Below are 15666 nucleotides of genomic sequence, written 5' to 3' on the forward strand. Positions count from 1 at the left end.
ACCAGAATTTACCTTCTAAGAGAGATAAGTTCCTGTAATAATTTGTAATAAACAAACGCGGGCGAGCATTGTATAAAGTTATCAGAGGGTTGAAACGACAGGCCAAAGTTAACAAAAACACTGATTGACAAGGTTTGTCGCATCTCATAAAAGGTGTAAAATTTTCTAAGGTTTCTTAAACCTCCGTTGCAATGTAACAATAGTGCAGGTAGCGGAAAGGGAGAGATCGATGAGACCAGCAGATTAGCTGGCATCAAATTTCAACCCTTGCAGGCACTCGTAGCCTGAACAAATTTAACTTAACGGTTTTATACCGCAACCAAACTCAATTAACTCAAATAGGAGAGTTCTTTCATGTTTGACGCATTTACAAAAGTGGTTTCCCAATCTGACGCTCGGGGCGAATTTCTAGCTCAGGGTCAACTAGATGCTCTCAGCAGCATGGTTTCCGACGCTAACAAGCGGATTGACGCAGTAAACCGCATCACCGGCAACGCATCCAGCATCGTAGCCAATGCAGCTCGCACCCTGTTTGCCGAACAGCCACAACTGATCGCTCCTGGTGGCAATGCTTACACCAACCGCCGCATGGCAGCTTGCTTGCGCGATATGGAAATCATCTTGCGCTACGTCACCTATGCAACATTTGCAGGCGACGCCAGCGTTTTGGACGACCGCTGCTTGAACGGTCTGCGTGAAACATACCAAGCTCTGGGAGTTCCCGGTGGTTCAGTTGCAGCCGGCGTGCAAAAAATGAAGGAAGCAGCGATCGCGATCGCTAACGACCCCAACGGCGTTACCCGTGGTGATTGCAGCTCGCTGATGTCTGAAATCGGCAGCTACTTCGACCGCGCTGCCAATGCAGTCGGCTAAAAATAGCCAAGCGAACCTTTCTTGTAAAGAAGCGAGCGATCGCATTTTTGCAAACAATCATTTTTGTACAAAAACAACACAACATTAGGGAGAAACCAGAACAATGAAAACCCCTTTGACTGAAGCAGTAACAGCAGCCGATTCTCAAGGCCGTTTCCTGAGCAGCACTGAACTACAAGTCGCCTTCGGACGTTTCCGCCAAGCAGCAGCAGGTTTGGAAGCAGCCAAAGCGTTGACCGCTAACTCTCAGCGCTTGATCGACGGTGCAGCTCAAGCTGTGTACAACAAATTCCCGTACACCCAACAAATGCAAGGCCCGAACTACGCTTCTACCCCAACCGGTAAAGCTAAGTGCGCTCGCGACATCGGCTACTACCTCCGCATGGTCACCTACTGCTTAGTTGCAGGCGGCACCGGTCCGATGGATGAGTACCTGATTGCAGGTGTTGACGAAATCAACCGGACATTTGAATTGTCTCCTAGCTGGTACGTTGAAGCTCTCAAGTACATCAAAGCCAACCACGGTCTGAGTGGCGACGCTGCAACTGAAGCGACTTCCTACATCGACTACGCAATCAATGCCCTGAGCTAGATTTGCGTGATGCCCGGAATTGTAAGCTGCTGTTAGCTTAAGTGTTAGCGGTTGTTTAGAATTCCGGGCATCTGCGATCGAAGCCTAGTTTTGCAAATACTTTTTTTAAGCATTTTTCAGTTTTTAAAGCAAAAAAGGGAGAAGCGAAGATGGCGGGATTAGGTGCAGCAGAACGGTTGGGAATAAAAGCATTTGAAGAAGCGGGACGGGTAGAACTGCGTCCCCACTGGACGCAAGACGATGCGAAAGCAGTAATTCGCGCCGCTTACAGCCAAGTTTTCGGCAACGAGTATTTAATGTCGAGCGAACGACTGACCAGTGCTGAATCTCTGCTGATGCAAGGGCAGATTTCAGTGAAAGATTTTGTGCGGTCAATTGCACATTCCGAAACTTATCGGAAAAAGTTTTTTTATCCGAACTCGCAAACGCGGTTAATTGAGCTTAATTACAAGCATTTGTTGGGCCGCGCTCCTTACGACGAGTCGGAAATTGCTTTCCACGTTGATTTGTACAATGCAGAAGGCTACGAAGCTGAAATCAATTCTTACATTGACTCAGTTGAGTATGAAGAAAATTTTGGCGAAAGTATAGTGCCTTACTATCGCGGTTTCGCGACCCAAAAAGGTCAAAAAACTGTCGGTTTTAACCGGATGTTTCAACTGTACCGGGGTTTTGCTTCGAGCGATCGATCGCAAAACCAAACTCAAGCCCGGCTGACTTGGGAAGTAGCGAGAAATATGGCTTCGCCGATACACACGGCCTCCACCGGAAAAGCCCTTGGTGGGACTTCCGGCGGTTCTCGCGGCCAACTCTACCGAGTCACCGCAATGCAAGGTTCGGCTAAGTTTTCGCCTCAAGTGCGGCGGACTACGACGGAATATCTCGTGCCTTACGAGCAACTTTCGAGCCGCTTGCAGCAAATCAACAAATGTGGCGGCAAAGTGGTAAGTATTACCACAGCTTAAAGTTTGTAAAGACGTTTCAAAAAAACGTCTTTAGCAAATTAGGACTAAGGCTAAAAAATTCTTCAATTTTATGTGTATATGTAAGGTGTGCAGTGTACACCCTACTTTGAGGCATATTATCCTTAGTCCTAAAAATTTCAAGTGCACCCAAGCATTAAACTTTTGTCATTAATAATTTAGGAGAAAATCTGGTGGCGATTACAACAGCAGCGTCCAGACTAGGAACATCCGCCTTGAGCGATGCGCCGAAGGTAGAACTGCGCCCAAACTACACCAAAGACGACGTTGAAACTGTGATTCGTGCGGTTTACCGTCAGGTGCTGGGCAACGACTATTTAATGAAATCCGAGCGACTTACAAGTTCCGAGTCTTTGCTGCGGGATGGCAGTTTGACGGTACGAGAATTTGTACGGGCTGTAGCTAAGTCAGAACTGTACAAAACTAAGTTTTTCTACAACAGCTTCCAAACTCGGACGATCGAACTAAACTACAAACACTTGCTCGGTCGCGCTCCCTACGACGAATCTGAAGTAGTTGAGCACTTAGATTTGTACCAAACACAAGGCTACGACGCTGATATTGATTCTTACATCGATTCAGTAGAGTATCAAGAAAACTTCGGCGAAAGTATCGTGCCTTACTATCGCGGCTTTAACACCCAGCGTGGTCAAAAAACCGTCGGTTTTACCCGGATGTTCCGCCTGTATCGTGGCTATGCAAACAGCGATACATCTCAACTAGAAGGCAACAACTCTCGCTTAGCTGTCGAACTCGGCACTAACACCGCTACGCCTGTAGTCGGTCCCTCCGGCGGTAACGAAGGTTGGGCATATCGGCCTTCTGCCAGAAACGTAACTCCCAGCAGCACTTTCGGCGGCGCGGCAGCTTACGGCAAAGAAGGGCGACTGTTGCGCGTGGAAGTTTCGGGAATTCGCACGGGCGGCTATCCCAGCGTGCGCCGCAGCAGCAAGGCTTTCATCGTACCTGTTGAGGATTTGTCCTCGCAAATGCAGAAATTTCAACGCATGGGCGGGAAAATCGCCAGCATTACTGCAATTTAGTCAGTTGGCAGTTGGCAGTTGGCAGTTGGCAGTTAGTAGCTTTTAGTCAACAGTCAACAGTCAACAGTCAACAGTCAACCGTCAACCGTCAGAATTACCAATTACCAAGAAGCTTATGTTGGGTCAAATTGTAGGTGGAAAAAGTGGCAATACAGCTTCGGCTGGTCGCTGCTTTCGGTATGAAGTTGTGGGCTTGCGCCAAAGCGATGAAACAAATAATGTGGATTATTCGATTCGATCGAGCGCGAGTACATTTATCAACGTGCCTTACAATCGGATGAATCAAGAAATGCAGCGGATTACTCGCATGGGCGGGAAAATTGTCAGCATTCATCCTTTAAGCGCGGGTGCAGAATCATCCCATGAGTCATCCCATGAATCATCCCATGAATCATCGGGTGAGCACCAATAGTTTGGTGGGAGGGGCGATGAAAATCGCTCCGACACAAGCTAGAAGGGGCGATAAAAATCTCTCCTAGATAAGCTAGAACGGGCGATTGAAATCGCTGCTAGACAAACTTTCGTCCACTCCAAGCGGACTAAGAGTTAATGCAACCCGCCCAGGCGGGTTTTGTCTGTTTAGTAGCGATTTTAATCGTCCAGTTTCCCTAAATTTATTTGTGTAGCAGCGATTTCAATCGCCTAATAACTAATAATTAATAACTAATAACTAATGACTATGAATTATTACGAATCCGACTCACCGCCGGCGGGTGTAGCTGAGGGCGAGTCTTTAACTGTTGAACAGGCGATCGCAAATCTCCACTCCCAAGATTACAGTCTCCGGTATTATGCTGCTTGGTGGATTGGTCGATTTCGAGTCAAGGAACCGGCAGCTATTGCAGGTTTAATTGCCGCATTGCAAGAAGAATCAGAACAAACAAAAATCGGCGACTATTCCCTATTGCGAAATGCGGCGCGGGCCCTGGGTAAATTGGGGGACAAACAAGCCTTACCGGCCCTGATTAGCTGTTTGGAATGCGCCGATTATTACGTGCGGGAAGCGGCGGCTCAAGCTCTAGAAATGCTGGGCGATCGCGATGCTATTCCACCGTTAATGCAGCTCTTAGATGGGGGAATTTCCGCAGCCGTGCGAGTGCCTGGAAAAGCACATCTAGTGCAGCCTTACGACTCGGTAATTGAAGCTTTGGGAACGCTGGAAGCGACAGAAGCAATAGCGCTAATTTCACCTTTTTTAGAACATTCTGTGGAGCGGGTGCAGTACGCTGCGGCGCGGGCGATGTATCAGTTAACTGGTGAGCGGGTTTACGGAGAGCGCTTGGTAACTGCTTTGAATGGGGATAATTTGCAGTTGAGACGATCGGCTTTGATGGACTTGGGGGCGATCGGCTATTTGCCCGGAGCGCAAGCTATTTCTGAAACTTTAGCAGAAAATAGCCTGAAATTGATAGCGCTCAAAGGAGTTTTGGAGCATCACCTCAATCAACAAGAATCACTATCTTTATCAGATGATGCTATCCGCGTTATGGATTTAATGGATAGTTTACTTTAAAAAATTAGTTCGTAACTAAAATAGGATTCCTGTAGCGATTCTCAATTGTCTCCCCTATATTTAGGACACACTATATTCAGAACACAGCAGTGCTGTGTCCCTACGGCATATCTGTATTTTAGGCAGGGCACAGCACTGCTGTTTCCCTACCTATTTTGATGAAAATGTTGGTGGGTGAGGTCGCAAAAAGTTCGATCGCGCGATCGACCCAACTTACAATTACAATACTCACGGTAAAGCTTACAAATAAATGGCATTAGAACTAATTCAGGCTGTCGAACAAGCAGATTCTTCCGAGGGCTTGTTAAACGCAGTCAAAGCACTGGCCGCAGCTTCCTCAACACAAGCAATTCCTACCTTAATTACAGTGCTCGGCTACAACAACCCAGGCGCTGCTGTTGCCGCAGTTGATGGGCTCATTAAACTCGGAGAACCTGCGGTGCTACCGCTTCTAGAACAGCTTGACGGCTACAATTACGGGGCGAGAGCTTGGGCTGTTCGGGCTTTGGCCGCAATTGGCGATCCGAGGGGTTTGGAGATTTTGCTCGATGCGGCGGCGAATGACTTTGCTTTGAGTGTCCGGCGGGCGGCGGCTAGGGGTTTGGGGACGATTTGCTGGGAACTTATGCCAGCAGAACAAGTTGTAGAGGCTCAAATTAGCGCGGTTAAAACGCTGCTGCAAGCGTCCCGAGACCCGGAATGGGTGGTTCGCTACGCAGCAGCGGGGGGTTTGGAAGCTTTGGCGGGTGGTGTGGCTGTTAAACCGGATTGGTTAGCGGACGTTTCGGCCAGGTTTGACGAAATTATCGATCGCGACGAAACTGCTTCAGTTAGAGCCCGGGCTTTGCTTGCCAAACAAAGATTGTCACTTGGCTAGGGTTAGGGCGATCGTCTCTTCCAAGTCCCCTTGACTGAGAGTGGTTAATATAAAGACTTCTTGTACGGTTTTGCCTTGTCTGGCGATGATTTTAAATCCCCCGCGGATGGGTACTGACACTCTTAATGTCATGCGGGGGATGTGTCCTTTAACTTTGTTGATGACGCCTGGAGTAACGGTTTGAATGCCCATTTTTAGGGTGAGGCGCTCTAAAATTGGTATTAAACCGGGAAGGTGGGTAGAGTGATTCCAAACTAGGCGGCCTTTGGGTTGTGCGTTCATAATTTTTTAACCAAATTCAACATACCCAGTCTAAGCCACCTCTGGCTGGAAGCAATTTGAAATTCCCTCAACTTATGTATCAATAACGTTACTGTGCGTGTCATTGCCAGCAAACCGACGCAATCTCACACCTAAATTTTTGATTCCTGGCGCGAAAAGAGAGATTCGATGGCGCAGAATTGTCCTGTACTTTTTGATGTTGTGCGTTGGTAACTGTCGGTTTTTCTAGTTGAGTGGCGATCGCCTCAAGCATTTTTGCGGCGCTGCAAGGTTTGTTGAGATAGCCGTCTGCTTTGAGTTCCAGGGCTTTTTCCATCTCGGAACCCGTCATAAAAATAAACGGAATGCTGGCGGTTGCAGGGTGCGATCGCACGGCTGCGAATACTTCAAAACCGTCTGCTTCCGGCATCATGACATCAGACAAAATTAAATCGGGAATTTCGGCTGCTAACTGGATACCGACTTTTCCGTTTTCAGCACCCACAGCTTCAAAACCGTGCGATTCCAGAAGTTCTAATACCGTTTCTCGGATTAAATCATTATCTTCAATTACTAATATTTTTTTCATTGGTTTGAGCTGGCTCTTTACTTTGTTTGTCTGGCTTTGTTATAATTGTTACAGGTGAGTTTTAAAGAATTCAATAGGGTTATTGCAAAAAACCGCTTTTGACTACCCACTTGTTACGGCTTTGTGTACGCTCGCAGTTACACACAAGACTTGAGTTATCAGCAGCTTTACCTTGTGTACTAGCGGTAGAAGTCGCTCCAGCATACCTAGGATTGTAAACGTATAAAATCAGCGATTCAATAGTTTATTTAATAAAGATTCCAGCCGCCAGACTCAAAAAGTTTCTATTTGAGTGGCGATCGCAGTTACGTGTAATTAATAAATCTGCCGATGAGCTGAGGGCGAAACTGCAACCTGTGAAGTTCACAAATTTCGGGCGATCGGGTAAAATATAACTTGGTGTATCGCTATTGAGTGAGGAAAAAGATATGTCAGAATTTCTAGACTTTCTCAGACATCAGTTTGCCTACGTTGCCATTGGCGAATTTAAACCGGGAAAATTTAAAGAAGCAGAAGAACTTTTTGAAAAAGCCGTTGCAACGTATGCTACAGGTTTTAAGGGAGCATACCTGCTGCAATTGCCCAATACAGACAAAGGTATTGCCATCATTTTTTGGGAAAGCGTAGAAGAGATGGCCGCCAATCAAAGCGAAGCTTATCAGGAAATATTAAAGCAGATGACGCCTTTGTTTGCGAAACTTCCGGACACTGATGTTTATGAAATCGTCAGTGAAATTCAGCCCAAAAGTGAATGATTAAAAATCCTGCAATCGGCGAGTCATTCCCATACCCATCGGCGTCTTTCGCCCGACTCCGCTGTAAAGCGCAAAATCGGCTAAAGTGTTAATTTGCTTGATAGTAGCAGGAGCTATATCTCCCATAATTCGGTAACTAATATCGCCGACGCAGCCAATAAATTTACTGCGAGAATCCGTACTAACTTCGGTTCGGATATCGAAGAAATTGGGGAAAATAGCTTCCGTGAAAGTAGGTTCGATCGCAATCCGGCTGTACTTGTTCCAGCGATTCGCTAAACTGCCGAAAATACTTTCTCTAGTCGGCATAGCACTATCGTATACACCTTGCCGAAAATTAGTAGGAGTGCAAAAAGTAAAAGCAATTTGGCGCTCAGTTTCCGAAGCTCTATCGAACAATTCGGCGTAAGTACAAAAGTTTACCCAAGGCTGGTTTGATTGCGGTTCGCTCAAAATATTAGTAATGTATATATTTGTCGGGCCGAGATGCCAAGGGCTCTCGAAATTGAGTTGCTGCCAAAGTTGAGTTAGGCGATCGAACAAACCGTCATCCAGCAGAGAAATTCGCCACCAAATCGGTGTATTTTCCTGAATTGCTTGCTTGTGTTCCCACTGTACAGCCTGCGAAATTGTGCGGGAAGCCGGAGGCAAAACTCTCTTTTGTAGGTGGGGCGTGCTGCTTTTATAAGCCTCTTTTCTGCTTACTTGAAAAGGGCTTAAAGTGAAAGCTTTTTCATGAGATTGGTCGTGCAGGTACGCGCTCAAATCGCTGTCTACAGCACTCACAAGGTTCAAAAACAAAGCGTGGAGATGCCGCCCCGTTAAAAACTGGGATGGAATTGGTGCAACTGGCCGCAGGTTTAAAACAAGGCTGTGGGGCATTTTAAAATTTATATACTGTGTCTGTATATATGTTCAGCTAGTATTAATACTACAGCTAAGTTGCAACTTAAATTAAGGAATTTTAATCAGGTAAGGTGCACAGTGTGCACCCTACGTTTACGACGATTTGTGGGTCGTATACACCTACGTTTAGGCTGTAATATTGAGGTCAATCTCTGTGTGCTAATTTTTTAGGCTATCGAGATTTCGGGCGACAAATAAACGTCTTGGATGGCGTGGAACAATTTTACACCTTCTTCAAAGGGACGTTGAAAAGTTTTGCGGCCGGAAATTAAGCCGCACCCGCCAGCACGCTTGTTGATTACCGCTGTGCGAATTGCTTCTGCAAAATCGCTTTTCCCGGAAGCACCGCCGGAGTTAATTAAACCCATCCTTCCCGCATAACAGTTGAGCACTTGATAGCGAGTTAGATCGATCGGGTGATCCGTTGTCAAATCCGAATAAACGCGCTTGTCTGTTTTGCCGTAACTGTGGCCGCTAGCTTTAGCCACAGCTTCGTAACCGTTATTGCACTCTGGCAATTTCTGCTTGATAATGTCAGCTTGAATTGTCACTCCCAAGTGATTTGCTTGCCCGGTTAAATCGGCTGCAACGTGATAATCTTTGTCTTGTTTAAAGATATCGTTGCGGAGATAGCACCAGAGAATTGTTGCCATGCCGTATTCGTGAGCGTGAGCAAAAGCTTGACTGACTTCTTGGATTTGTCGTGTCGATTCCGGCGAACCAAAATAAATTGTGGCTCCCACTGCAACTGCTCCCAAATTCCAAGCTTGTTCTACAGAAGCAAACATTATTTGGTCGTATTGATTGGGATAAGTCAGCAATTCGTTGTGATTGAGCTTGACAATAAAAGGGATTTTGTGCGCGTACTTGCGAGATACGCTTCCCAAAACTCCCAGCGTTGTCGCGACAGCATTGCAGCCAGCAGAGATTGCTAGTTTGATGATGTTTTCGCTATCAAAATAAATGGGATTTGGTGCAAAAGAAGCGGCCGCTGAGTGTTCGATTCCTTGGTCTACGGGCAGGATGGATAAATAGCCGGTATTGGCCAAGCGTCCGCTAGAATAGAGTTGCTGAAGCGATCGCAAAACTTGAGGAGATCGATCTGTTTGAGCAAAAATGCGATCGACCCAATCCGGGCCCGGCAGGTGCAACAAATCTTTAGAAACTTTCGCTTGATGGGTGAGCAAGTCTTCGGCTTCGTCGCCAAGCCAAGATTCGATCGCACTGGGAACTGATAGTGTAGCTGTCATACAGATTTCCCTCTCAATTTCAATTGCAGACTGATGATTCCAGACATTAGCCTTGCTGATATTGTAGCGAAAAAATCATATTTTCCCTTCACTCAACGATCGACCCAGTTTTTAACAAGTTAGCGACAACAGCAGCTAGGACGCGCTACTCTATAATAAGCTGGCACTTCAGGCGGATCTGCGCTGCCAGCGATCGCCGATCGACTCACAACTTTGCCATCACAATGTCACACACTTACTTTGATTCTGAAAACGGTAACAAATCCTTCGAGATGCCCGGTGCCAGGCCCCACTACAACCCCGATCGCCCTGGTCAAGTAGAGCACATTTTCCTCGACTTAGTGCTGGATATTCCCAAACAAAGCTTTCGTGGCACTTGTAGCATCCGCATCAATCCAGTTCGCAGCGGCATTGACAAATTAACCTTAGATGCAGTAAACCTCAATATTAAATCGGTAAAAATTGGCGAAACCGAGCAAAATTTCGACAGCGACGGCGAAGTGCTGCAAATTCAACTGCACGAACCAACAGAAGCTTACCAACCAATTACAATTGCGATCGACTACTCGGTCGAAAAACCCCAACGTGGCCTTTATTTCGTCGGCCCGGACAAACACTATCCAGACAAACCCACTCAAGTTTGGACTCAAGGCGAAGACGAAGATTCCCGCTTCTGGTTTCCCTGTTTCGACTATCCCGGACAGTTGGCAACTTCCGAAATTAGAGTGCAAGTTCCCAGACAATTATTGGCTATTTCCAACGGCGAATTAATTAGTACAAAAAACGAAGGCGACGATAAGATTTATCACTGGTCGCAAACCCAGGTACACCCGACGTATTTAATGACCTTAGCAGTCGGAGATTTCGCCGAAATCAAAGACGAATGGCAGGGCAAACCCGTTAATTATTACGTTGAACAAAGCCGCGAAGCAGACGCTAAGCGCAGCATGGGCAAAACGCCTCAAATGATTGAATTCTTCTCTAAAGCATTTGGCTATCCTTACCCTTTTCCCAAATACGCTCAAGTCTGCGTCGATGATTTCATCTTCGGCGGTATGGAAAATACTTCGACAACTTTGCTAACAGATAGGTGCTTGTTAGATGAACGTGCCACCCTAGATAATCGAGGTACTGAAAGCTTAGTTGCCCACGAATTGGCTCACCAGTGGTTCGGGGATTTAGTAGTAATTAAACATTGGTCTCATGCCTGGCTGAAAGAAGGCATGGCTTCTTATTCCGAGGTGCTATGGACTGACAAAGAATATGGCAAAGAAGACGCGGCTTACTATATGTTAAATGAAGCCCGCAATTATTTAGCAGAAGACAGTTCTCGCTACCGTCGCCCCATTGTCACTCACGTTTACCGCGAAGCCATTGAATTGTACGATCGCCATTTGTACGAAAAAGGCGCTTGCGTCTATCACATGATTCGCGCCGAGTTGGGCGACGAATTATTTTACAAAGCAATTCACACTTTTGTGCGGGATAATGCTCATAAAACTGTAGAAACGATCGATTTGCTCAGGGCGATAGAAAAGGCTACCGGTCGCAATCTAATGTTTTTGTTTGACCAGTACGTTTATCGTGGCGGTCATCCTGATTATAAGGTGGCTTATTCCTGGGATGGCGACACCAAATTAGCAAAAGTTACTGTCACCCAAACTCAGGTAAAAGATAGTAAAAATGAAAACGGCAACAGCAAAGATGTCTTTGACCTAAAAATTCCCATCGGCTTCGGTTACAAGCCGGAAAAAGATGCAGAAGATAACAGTTATGCACGTTCTACTGCTAACCTAAAAACTTTTACAGTCCGAGTCTACGAACGGGAGCAAAGCTTCTATTTTCCTCTTGAAGACAAGCCTGCATTTATCAGTTTTGATGTAGGTAATAAATACTTAAAAACTGTTGTGTTAGAGTATGGAGTTGCGGAACTAAAAGCTCAGTTGCAATTAGATCCAGACCCCGTTTCCCGAATTTACGCTGCCCAAGCTTTAGCGAAAAAAGGAGGACTGGAAGCTGTGAAAACGCTGTCAGAAGTTCTCAAGAAAGAGCCTTTCTGGGCTGTGCGCGCCGAAGTCGCGGGTCAGTTAGTTGAAATTAAACTTGACCAAGTTTTTGAAGGTTTAGTAACTGGTTTAAAAGATAAAGATGCTCGTGTTCGCCGTGCTGTGGTGAATGCGCTGGGTAAAATCAAAACTCACGAAACTTATAAGGCGCTAAGATCGATTTTAGAAAAAGGCGACGACAGCTATTATGTAGAAGCAGCAGCAGCGACTGCTATTGGCGGAATTGCCGCGGCTAACCCCGACGAAAAACCGACCGACGAACAGGTACTGAAAGAGTTAAAATTGGTCCTGAAAGAGCGTCAGGGCTGGAATGAGGTAGTGCGATCGGGTGCGATCTCCGGTTTGGCGCAGATGAAAACTTCTGAAGATGCGCTGAATCTAATTTTGAAATACACAGCCGTCGGTACTCCGCAAGCTTTGCGCTTGGCTGCAATTCGATCTTTGGGCACAATTTCGACTGGTCAAACCAAGGTAAATTTAGAACGGATTTTGCAGCGATTGGCAGAATTATCTAAAGAGACATTTTTCTTGACTCAAGTCTCTGTAGTAGTGGGATTAGGACAAATGCAAACTCGCAAAGCCATTCGCATTTTGCGTTCTTTAGCTGACCAAACTCCCGATGGTCGCGTTCGCCGCATGGCTGATGAAGCTGTGCAAAGAGTGCAGAAAAATGCTGGTTCTGATGCAGCGGTAAAGCAGTTGCGGGAGGAATTAGACCAGGTGAAAAAGGAGAATCAAGATTTGAGGAGTCGGATGGAAAATTTGGAGGCTAAGGCGAAGAAAGATTAGGTGTAAAACCCCATAGAGGGGCAGATAAAGGCAGATATTGGCGATCGGCTTTTATCTGCTTGTCGGTAGAGGATTGTGCGCGGTTATTATAATAATATTATTGTTCAGCGGGAGTGCATTTAAATTTGCTACTTTCCACACAGTCAAAAAGCCAAATATCTCTATTCCCCATTTCGTTCTGGTCTCAAATCGGGACTCATCTAGCATCAGGATGCAAGGTTTATTTTGTAGTGGTAAACAGTTCATGAGGTTGCAGCAGCTTTTGCACCCAGACATATTGCATAAATCATGAGTATAAAAACCGCTTTACTGATTGAGCAATCGGGGGTAATTCCCTATCGCATTCAAGACGGACAAATTGAAGTAATGCTGATTACTTCTTCGGCTAGCAAGCGCTGGGTGATTCCTAAAGGATTAATTGAACCTGACATGACTCCCCAAGATTCGGCCGCCAAGGAAGCTTGGGAAGAAGCAGGTTTGTTGGGTAAAGTGTTCCCGGATTTGCTAGGAACTTACGAGTATCAAAAGTCCGGCTGTACTTGGCTGGTAGGAGTATTTTTAATGCAAGTGCAAGCAGTTCTAGAAATTTGGCCGGAAGCTGGCAAGAGAAAGCGGCAGTGGGTAAGTATTCCTAAAGCAATTAAGCGGGTTAATGAACCGGAACTCAAACTCATTCTTGCGGATTTGCCAAATCGGTTCTGGTAATTCAGTCCTGGATGGAGCACCTAATTATCTAATCTGCGCCTCGGCGCATCTTGGCGCCATAATTCGCCCGTCCAACCACTTTTTGGTCTTAGTATATGTAGGGTGCGTCCGTCAGCTAAATTATTGGAAAATCGAGCTATGATTACTGACGCACCCTACAAACTTATGATATCTATGGAAATAGTTTCCCCTTAAGCGTTAGCTGACAGAAAAGGAATGCTTTCGGCTAAGTTATCCTTAACTTCAATTCCCTGTTTCCTCGCCCAAAACTGGCTCAAAAAGTGAATTTGTCGCAAGCCGACCACTAAATTTAAACCTGGTACAAAAATCCACCAAACTGTTAGCGGTTCTTTGATTCCTTCTTGGCGGTACAATTCATTAACGGTGTTGTAAAGTTTGAACTGCACGATGTAAATCCAAGCAATACCTAGGAGGGAAAACCAACCAAACCATCCGGGAACGTCAGGGTCAAATATCCGCAAAGCTTGGGGGACGGCTACTCCTAAAACAAAGGGCAGCAAGCACAGGGATCCCGACCAACCGCTGCCGTTATAGCGACGCAATTCTTCTTGAATAATCCATTTGTACCATCCGTAATATAACAGCAAGCTGACTCCAGACAGCAAAATTACTCGCCACAAAGAGCGGGGTTTACCTAAAGGTTTGTCGGACATATTTAGATGTAAGATATGAATGGCTATCTTGATTGTATTAACATTTGTTAATTATTGCAAAATCATTTCTCGAATCGATCGCGCTGTTGCAGGGGCCAGCAGAACACCATTGCGATAGTGGCCGCTGGCGATGAGAAGACGATTGTTACCGGGAAGCGTCTCGATAATTGGGGCCGGCCGCCCTTCCGGCCGCGGGCGCAATCCAGACCATTTCCTGATGATTGAGGCGAATGCTAAGGCCGGACAAAGTGCGATCGCCCTCGCCATCACTTGCTCCAACATATCAGCATTCGCCTGAATTTCCCCGCCATTTTCGGAAAACTCCACTGTCGCCCCCACCCAAAATTCCTGATTTCCCAAGGGCACAATGTGAACGTCATCGCAAGTAATTACTGGCCTAAAATCTGGCTTTCCTAAAGGATGGGGCGATCGCAAATGCAGCGCTTGTCCCAACACCGGGCGAATGTCAACCAACTGATTTAACGATGCAGTCACAGCAGCAGAACCCAAACCAGCCGCCACAATTAGTCGATCGAACTCCAAACTAGCAGCAATCTCCGCTGCTTCAACGGGCACCCCAAACTCAAAAATCGCCCCATTTCGTTCCGCAGCATCAACCAAAGCCAAAGTTAGCGCCGTCGGATCGACTTGCCGGTCTTGAGGCGAATAAATCGCAGCAATAATCTTATCATTTAAATAGAGGTGAGGGCAGCGATCGCGCACTCGTTCCACATCCCAAAGTTCCAATTGCCAACCTTGAGAACGGCGAGTTGCTATCAACTTTTCCCATTTACTTAAATCCTCTCCCTCCGAACAAAGCATTAAAATTCCTTGTTTGTTAAAAGGAATTTTTCGCCCCGTAACTGCTTCCAATTCAGGAATCAAAGTTTCGTAGCGCTGAAGGCTGGTTTCCCTCAACTGCCAATTTCTACCCTTAGTTTTGTGGCTGATAACTCCCATCAAAACACCGAGTGCAGCGCCAGTCGAACCTTGTGCCGGCGGCTGTTTGTCGAACACAGTAACTTTCAGTTCGGGAAATTGACTTAGTTCAAAGGCGATAGAAGCCCCAATAATACCGCAACCAATAATTGCAACGCGAATCATTCAATTTTAGATTTTAGATTTTAGATTTTAGATTTTAGATTTTAGATTTTATAGAAGTTTCTGGTAGTTTTTCGTAGGGTGCACACGGAGAACATTATCTTCTCGGTGAGCCGTGTGTACCCTATGCCAAGCCCTAAAGCTATTAACCTTTAGGAATTAGTTGCAAGAAGGTCTCGAAATCATTGACAGCTTTTTGATAGCTGGCCGTGACTTTTGCATAGTCAAGCTCTTTAGCAGCAAGATCAATGTTAACCAACTCGGTAAACAAACTCTTAGTTAAATCAACAGCTTGTTGTTGAGAACTAGGCAACAAACTCGAAGATACGGTTTTCATGGTGTTCCGTAAGTCGCCTAGAGGCCCGTGAATGTAAGTTCTGGTATCAATCCAATTCCGTTTTTGAATTAGGGTTCCCAGGTTGTCCATGCGCGATCGGAACTCTGTCAGGGTAGGAACATAGCGCTGAATTTGCTGGGTCTGGGCTGCTGTGTAAGTCGTTGGAACTTTTGCTTCGACACTGCTGCAACTAACCAGAAATGCCATCAAAAACGCCATCATCAAGGCAAAAATTGAACGGGGACGAGTCATATCGATTTTAGATTTTAGATTTTAGATTTCTCGTTCTCAAGCTCTGCCTGGGAATGCAGCTCGGCGAGGAGCTGGTTCACTGACCTAGCACCGAGAGTTA

The 15666-nt window shown here is 46.1% G+C and carries 17 protein-coding genes; 10 read left to right on the forward strand and 7 right to left on the reverse strand.

The genetic code is table 11. The annotated features are described in order from the left end of the window. Positions 1–354 precede the first annotated feature (354 nt). From QT996_RS01115 to QT996_RS01145, 7 genes are all read left to right on the forward strand, one after another. Complete coding sequence (locus tag QT996_RS01115; protein ID WP_333037001.1) at positions 355–873, forward strand: phycocyanin subunit beta; 519 nt, start codon at positions 355–357, stop codon at positions 871–873. 103 nt (positions 874–976) lie between these two features. Then, the gene (gene cpcA / locus QT996_RS01120; protein WP_172185445.1) at positions 977–1465 is read left to right on the forward strand and encodes a phycocyanin subunit alpha; all 489 of its coding nucleotides are present in this window, start codon (positions 977–979) and stop codon (positions 1463–1465) included. Positions 1466–1614: 149 nt separating this feature from the next. After that, positions 1615–2430, forward strand: a complete 816-nt coding sequence (locus QT996_RS01125; protein ID WP_333044052.1) for a phycobilisome linker polypeptide — start codon at positions 1615–1617, stop codon at positions 2428–2430. 191 nt (positions 2431–2621) lie between these two features. Further along, complete coding sequence (locus QT996_RS01130; protein ID WP_333044053.1) at positions 2622–3491, forward strand: phycobilisome linker polypeptide; 870 nt, start codon at positions 2622–2624, stop codon at positions 3489–3491. 115 nt (positions 3492–3606) lie between these two features. Then, positions 3607–3903, forward strand: coding sequence for a phycobilisome linker polypeptide (locus tag QT996_RS01135; RefSeq protein ID WP_333044054.1), 297 nt, complete (start codon positions 3607–3609; stop codon positions 3901–3903). A 261-nt stretch (positions 3904–4164) separates the two neighbouring features. Beyond that, entirely contained in the window at positions 4165–5004 is an 840-nt protein-coding gene (locus QT996_RS01140; RefSeq protein ID WP_333044055.1) for a HEAT repeat domain-containing protein, read from the forward strand. A 250-nt stretch (positions 5005–5254) separates the two neighbouring features. Then, positions 5255–5881 carry a HEAT repeat domain-containing protein gene (locus QT996_RS01145; RefSeq protein WP_333044056.1) on the forward strand — a complete coding sequence of 209 codons (627 nt, stop codon included), beginning with the start codon at positions 5255–5257 and terminating at the stop codon, positions 5879–5881. Here QT996_RS01145 and QT996_RS01150 read toward each other — a convergent pair. Together QT996_RS01150 and QT996_RS01155 are read right to left on the reverse strand one after the other, a co-directional pair. Beyond that, a complete protein-coding gene (locus QT996_RS01150; RefSeq protein ID WP_333044057.1) occupies positions 5870–6163 on the reverse strand; it encodes a DUF2103 domain-containing protein in 294 nt (97 codons plus the stop codon). The genes QT996_RS01145 and QT996_RS01150 overlap by 12 nt on opposite strands. Before the next feature lie 100 nt (positions 6164–6263). Continuing rightward, positions 6264–6731: a response regulator gene (locus QT996_RS01155; protein ID WP_333044058.1), complete on the reverse strand. Its 468-nt coding sequence runs from the start codon at positions 6729–6731 to the stop codon at positions 6264–6266. Positions 6732–7159: 428 nt separating this feature from the next. Here QT996_RS01155 and QT996_RS01160 point away from each other — a divergent pair, with 428 nt between their 5' ends. Next, positions 7160–7486 carry an antibiotic biosynthesis monooxygenase gene (locus QT996_RS01160; RefSeq protein WP_190661662.1) on the forward strand — a complete coding sequence of 109 codons (327 nt, stop codon included), beginning with the start codon at positions 7160–7162 and terminating at the stop codon, positions 7484–7486. Here QT996_RS01160 and cas6 read toward each other — a convergent pair whose 3' ends face one another. Both cas6 and QT996_RS01170 read right to left on the reverse strand, forming a co-directional pair. Further along, the gene (gene cas6, locus QT996_RS01165; protein ID WP_333044059.1) at positions 7487–8368 is read right to left on the reverse strand and encodes a CRISPR-associated endoribonuclease Cas6; all 882 of its coding nucleotides are present in this window, start codon (positions 8366–8368) and stop codon (positions 7487–7489) included. Between the two features lie 191 nt (positions 8369–8559). Further along, positions 8560–9642 (reverse strand): class I fructose-bisphosphate aldolase, encoded by a 1083-nt coding sequence (locus tag QT996_RS01170; RefSeq protein WP_333044060.1) that lies wholly within the window; start codon positions 9640–9642, stop codon positions 8560–8562. 224 nt (positions 9643–9866) lie between these two features. Here QT996_RS01170 and QT996_RS01175 point away from each other — a divergent pair, with 224 nt between their 5' ends. Beyond that, positions 9867–12497 (forward strand): M1 family metallopeptidase, encoded by a 2631-nt coding sequence (locus tag QT996_RS01175; protein WP_333044061.1) that lies wholly within the window; start codon positions 9867–9869, stop codon positions 12495–12497. A gap of 288 nt (positions 12498–12785) precedes the next feature. Then, a complete protein-coding gene (locus tag QT996_RS01180; protein WP_333044062.1) occupies positions 12786–13202 on the forward strand; it encodes an NUDIX hydrolase in 417 nt (138 codons plus the stop codon). A gap of 191 nt (positions 13203–13393) precedes the next feature. On the opposite strand, the gene QT996_RS01185 is transcribed toward QT996_RS01180, so the two are convergent. From QT996_RS01185 to psbQ, 3 genes are all read right to left on the reverse strand, one after another. Then, on the reverse strand, positions 13394–13876 hold the full coding sequence (locus QT996_RS01185) for a hypothetical protein (protein WP_333044063.1): 483 nt from the start codon (positions 13874–13876) through the stop codon (positions 13394–13396). A 51-nt stretch (positions 13877–13927) separates the two neighbouring features. After that, positions 13928–14980, reverse strand: a complete 1053-nt coding sequence (locus QT996_RS01190) for an FAD-dependent oxidoreductase (protein ID WP_333044064.1) — start codon at positions 14978–14980, stop codon at positions 13928–13930. A 142-nt stretch (positions 14981–15122) separates the two neighbouring features. Next, the gene (gene psbQ / locus QT996_RS01195; protein ID WP_333044065.1) at positions 15123–15566 is read right to left on the reverse strand and encodes a photosystem II protein PsbQ; all 444 of its coding nucleotides are present in this window, start codon (positions 15564–15566) and stop codon (positions 15123–15125) included. Positions 15567–15666: the final 100 nt, after the last annotated feature.

The sequence above is a fragment of the Microcoleus sp. S13C4 genome (assembly GCF_036700865.1).
In the GTDB taxonomy this organism is placed as follows: domain Bacteria; phylum Cyanobacteriota; class Cyanobacteriia; order Cyanobacteriales; family Microcoleaceae; genus Microcoleus.

Bases quoted from the DNA above. Each gene is read 5' to 3' on its own strand.
- QT996_RS01115 (WP_333037001.1), top strand. From the start codon at position 355: ATGTTTGACGCATTTACAAAAGTGGTTTCCCAATCTGACGCTCGGGGC.
- cpcA (WP_172185445.1), top strand. From the start codon at position 977: ATGAAAACCCCTTTGACTGAAGCAGTAACAGCAGCCGATTCTCAAGGC.
- QT996_RS01125 (WP_333044052.1), top strand. From the start codon at position 1,615: ATGGCGGGATTAGGTGCAGCAGAACGGTTGGGAATAAAAGCATTTGAA.
- QT996_RS01135 (WP_333044054.1), top strand. From the start codon at position 3,607: ATGTTGGGTCAAATTGTAGGTGGAAAAAGTGGCAATACAGCTTCGGCT.
- QT996_RS01140 (WP_333044055.1), top strand. From the start codon at position 4,165: ATGACTATGAATTATTACGAATCCGACTCACCGCCGGCGGGTGTAGCT.
- QT996_RS01145 (WP_333044056.1), top strand. From the start codon at position 5,255: ATGGCATTAGAACTAATTCAGGCTGTCGAACAAGCAGATTCTTCCGAG.
- QT996_RS01150 (WP_333044057.1), bottom strand. From the start codon at position 6,163: ATGAACGCACAACCCAAAGGCCGCCTAGTTTGGAATCACTCTACCCAC.
- QT996_RS01155 (WP_333044058.1), bottom strand. From the start codon at position 6,731: ATGAAAAAAATATTAGTAATTGAAGATAATGATTTAATCCGAGAAACG.
- QT996_RS01160 (WP_190661662.1), top strand. From the start codon at position 7,160: ATGTCAGAATTTCTAGACTTTCTCAGACATCAGTTTGCCTACGTTGCC.
- cas6 (WP_333044059.1), bottom strand. From the start codon at position 8,368: ATGCCCCACAGCCTTGTTTTAAACCTGCGGCCAGTTGCACCAATTCCA.
- QT996_RS01170 (WP_333044060.1), bottom strand. From the start codon at position 9,642: ATGACAGCTACACTATCAGTTCCCAGTGCGATCGAATCTTGGCTTGGC.
- QT996_RS01175 (WP_333044061.1), top strand. From the start codon at position 9,867: ATGTCACACACTTACTTTGATTCTGAAAACGGTAACAAATCCTTCGAG.
- QT996_RS01180 (WP_333044062.1), top strand. From the start codon at position 12,786: ATGAGTATAAAAACCGCTTTACTGATTGAGCAATCGGGGGTAATTCCC.
- QT996_RS01185 (WP_333044063.1), bottom strand. From the start codon at position 13,876: ATGTCCGACAAACCTTTAGGTAAACCCCGCTCTTTGTGGCGAGTAATT.
- QT996_RS01190 (WP_333044064.1), bottom strand. From the start codon at position 14,980: ATGATTCGCGTTGCAATTATTGGTTGCGGTATTATTGGGGCTTCTATC.
- psbQ (WP_333044065.1), bottom strand. From the start codon at position 15,566: ATGACTCGTCCCCGTTCAATTTTTGCCTTGATGATGGCGTTTTTGATG.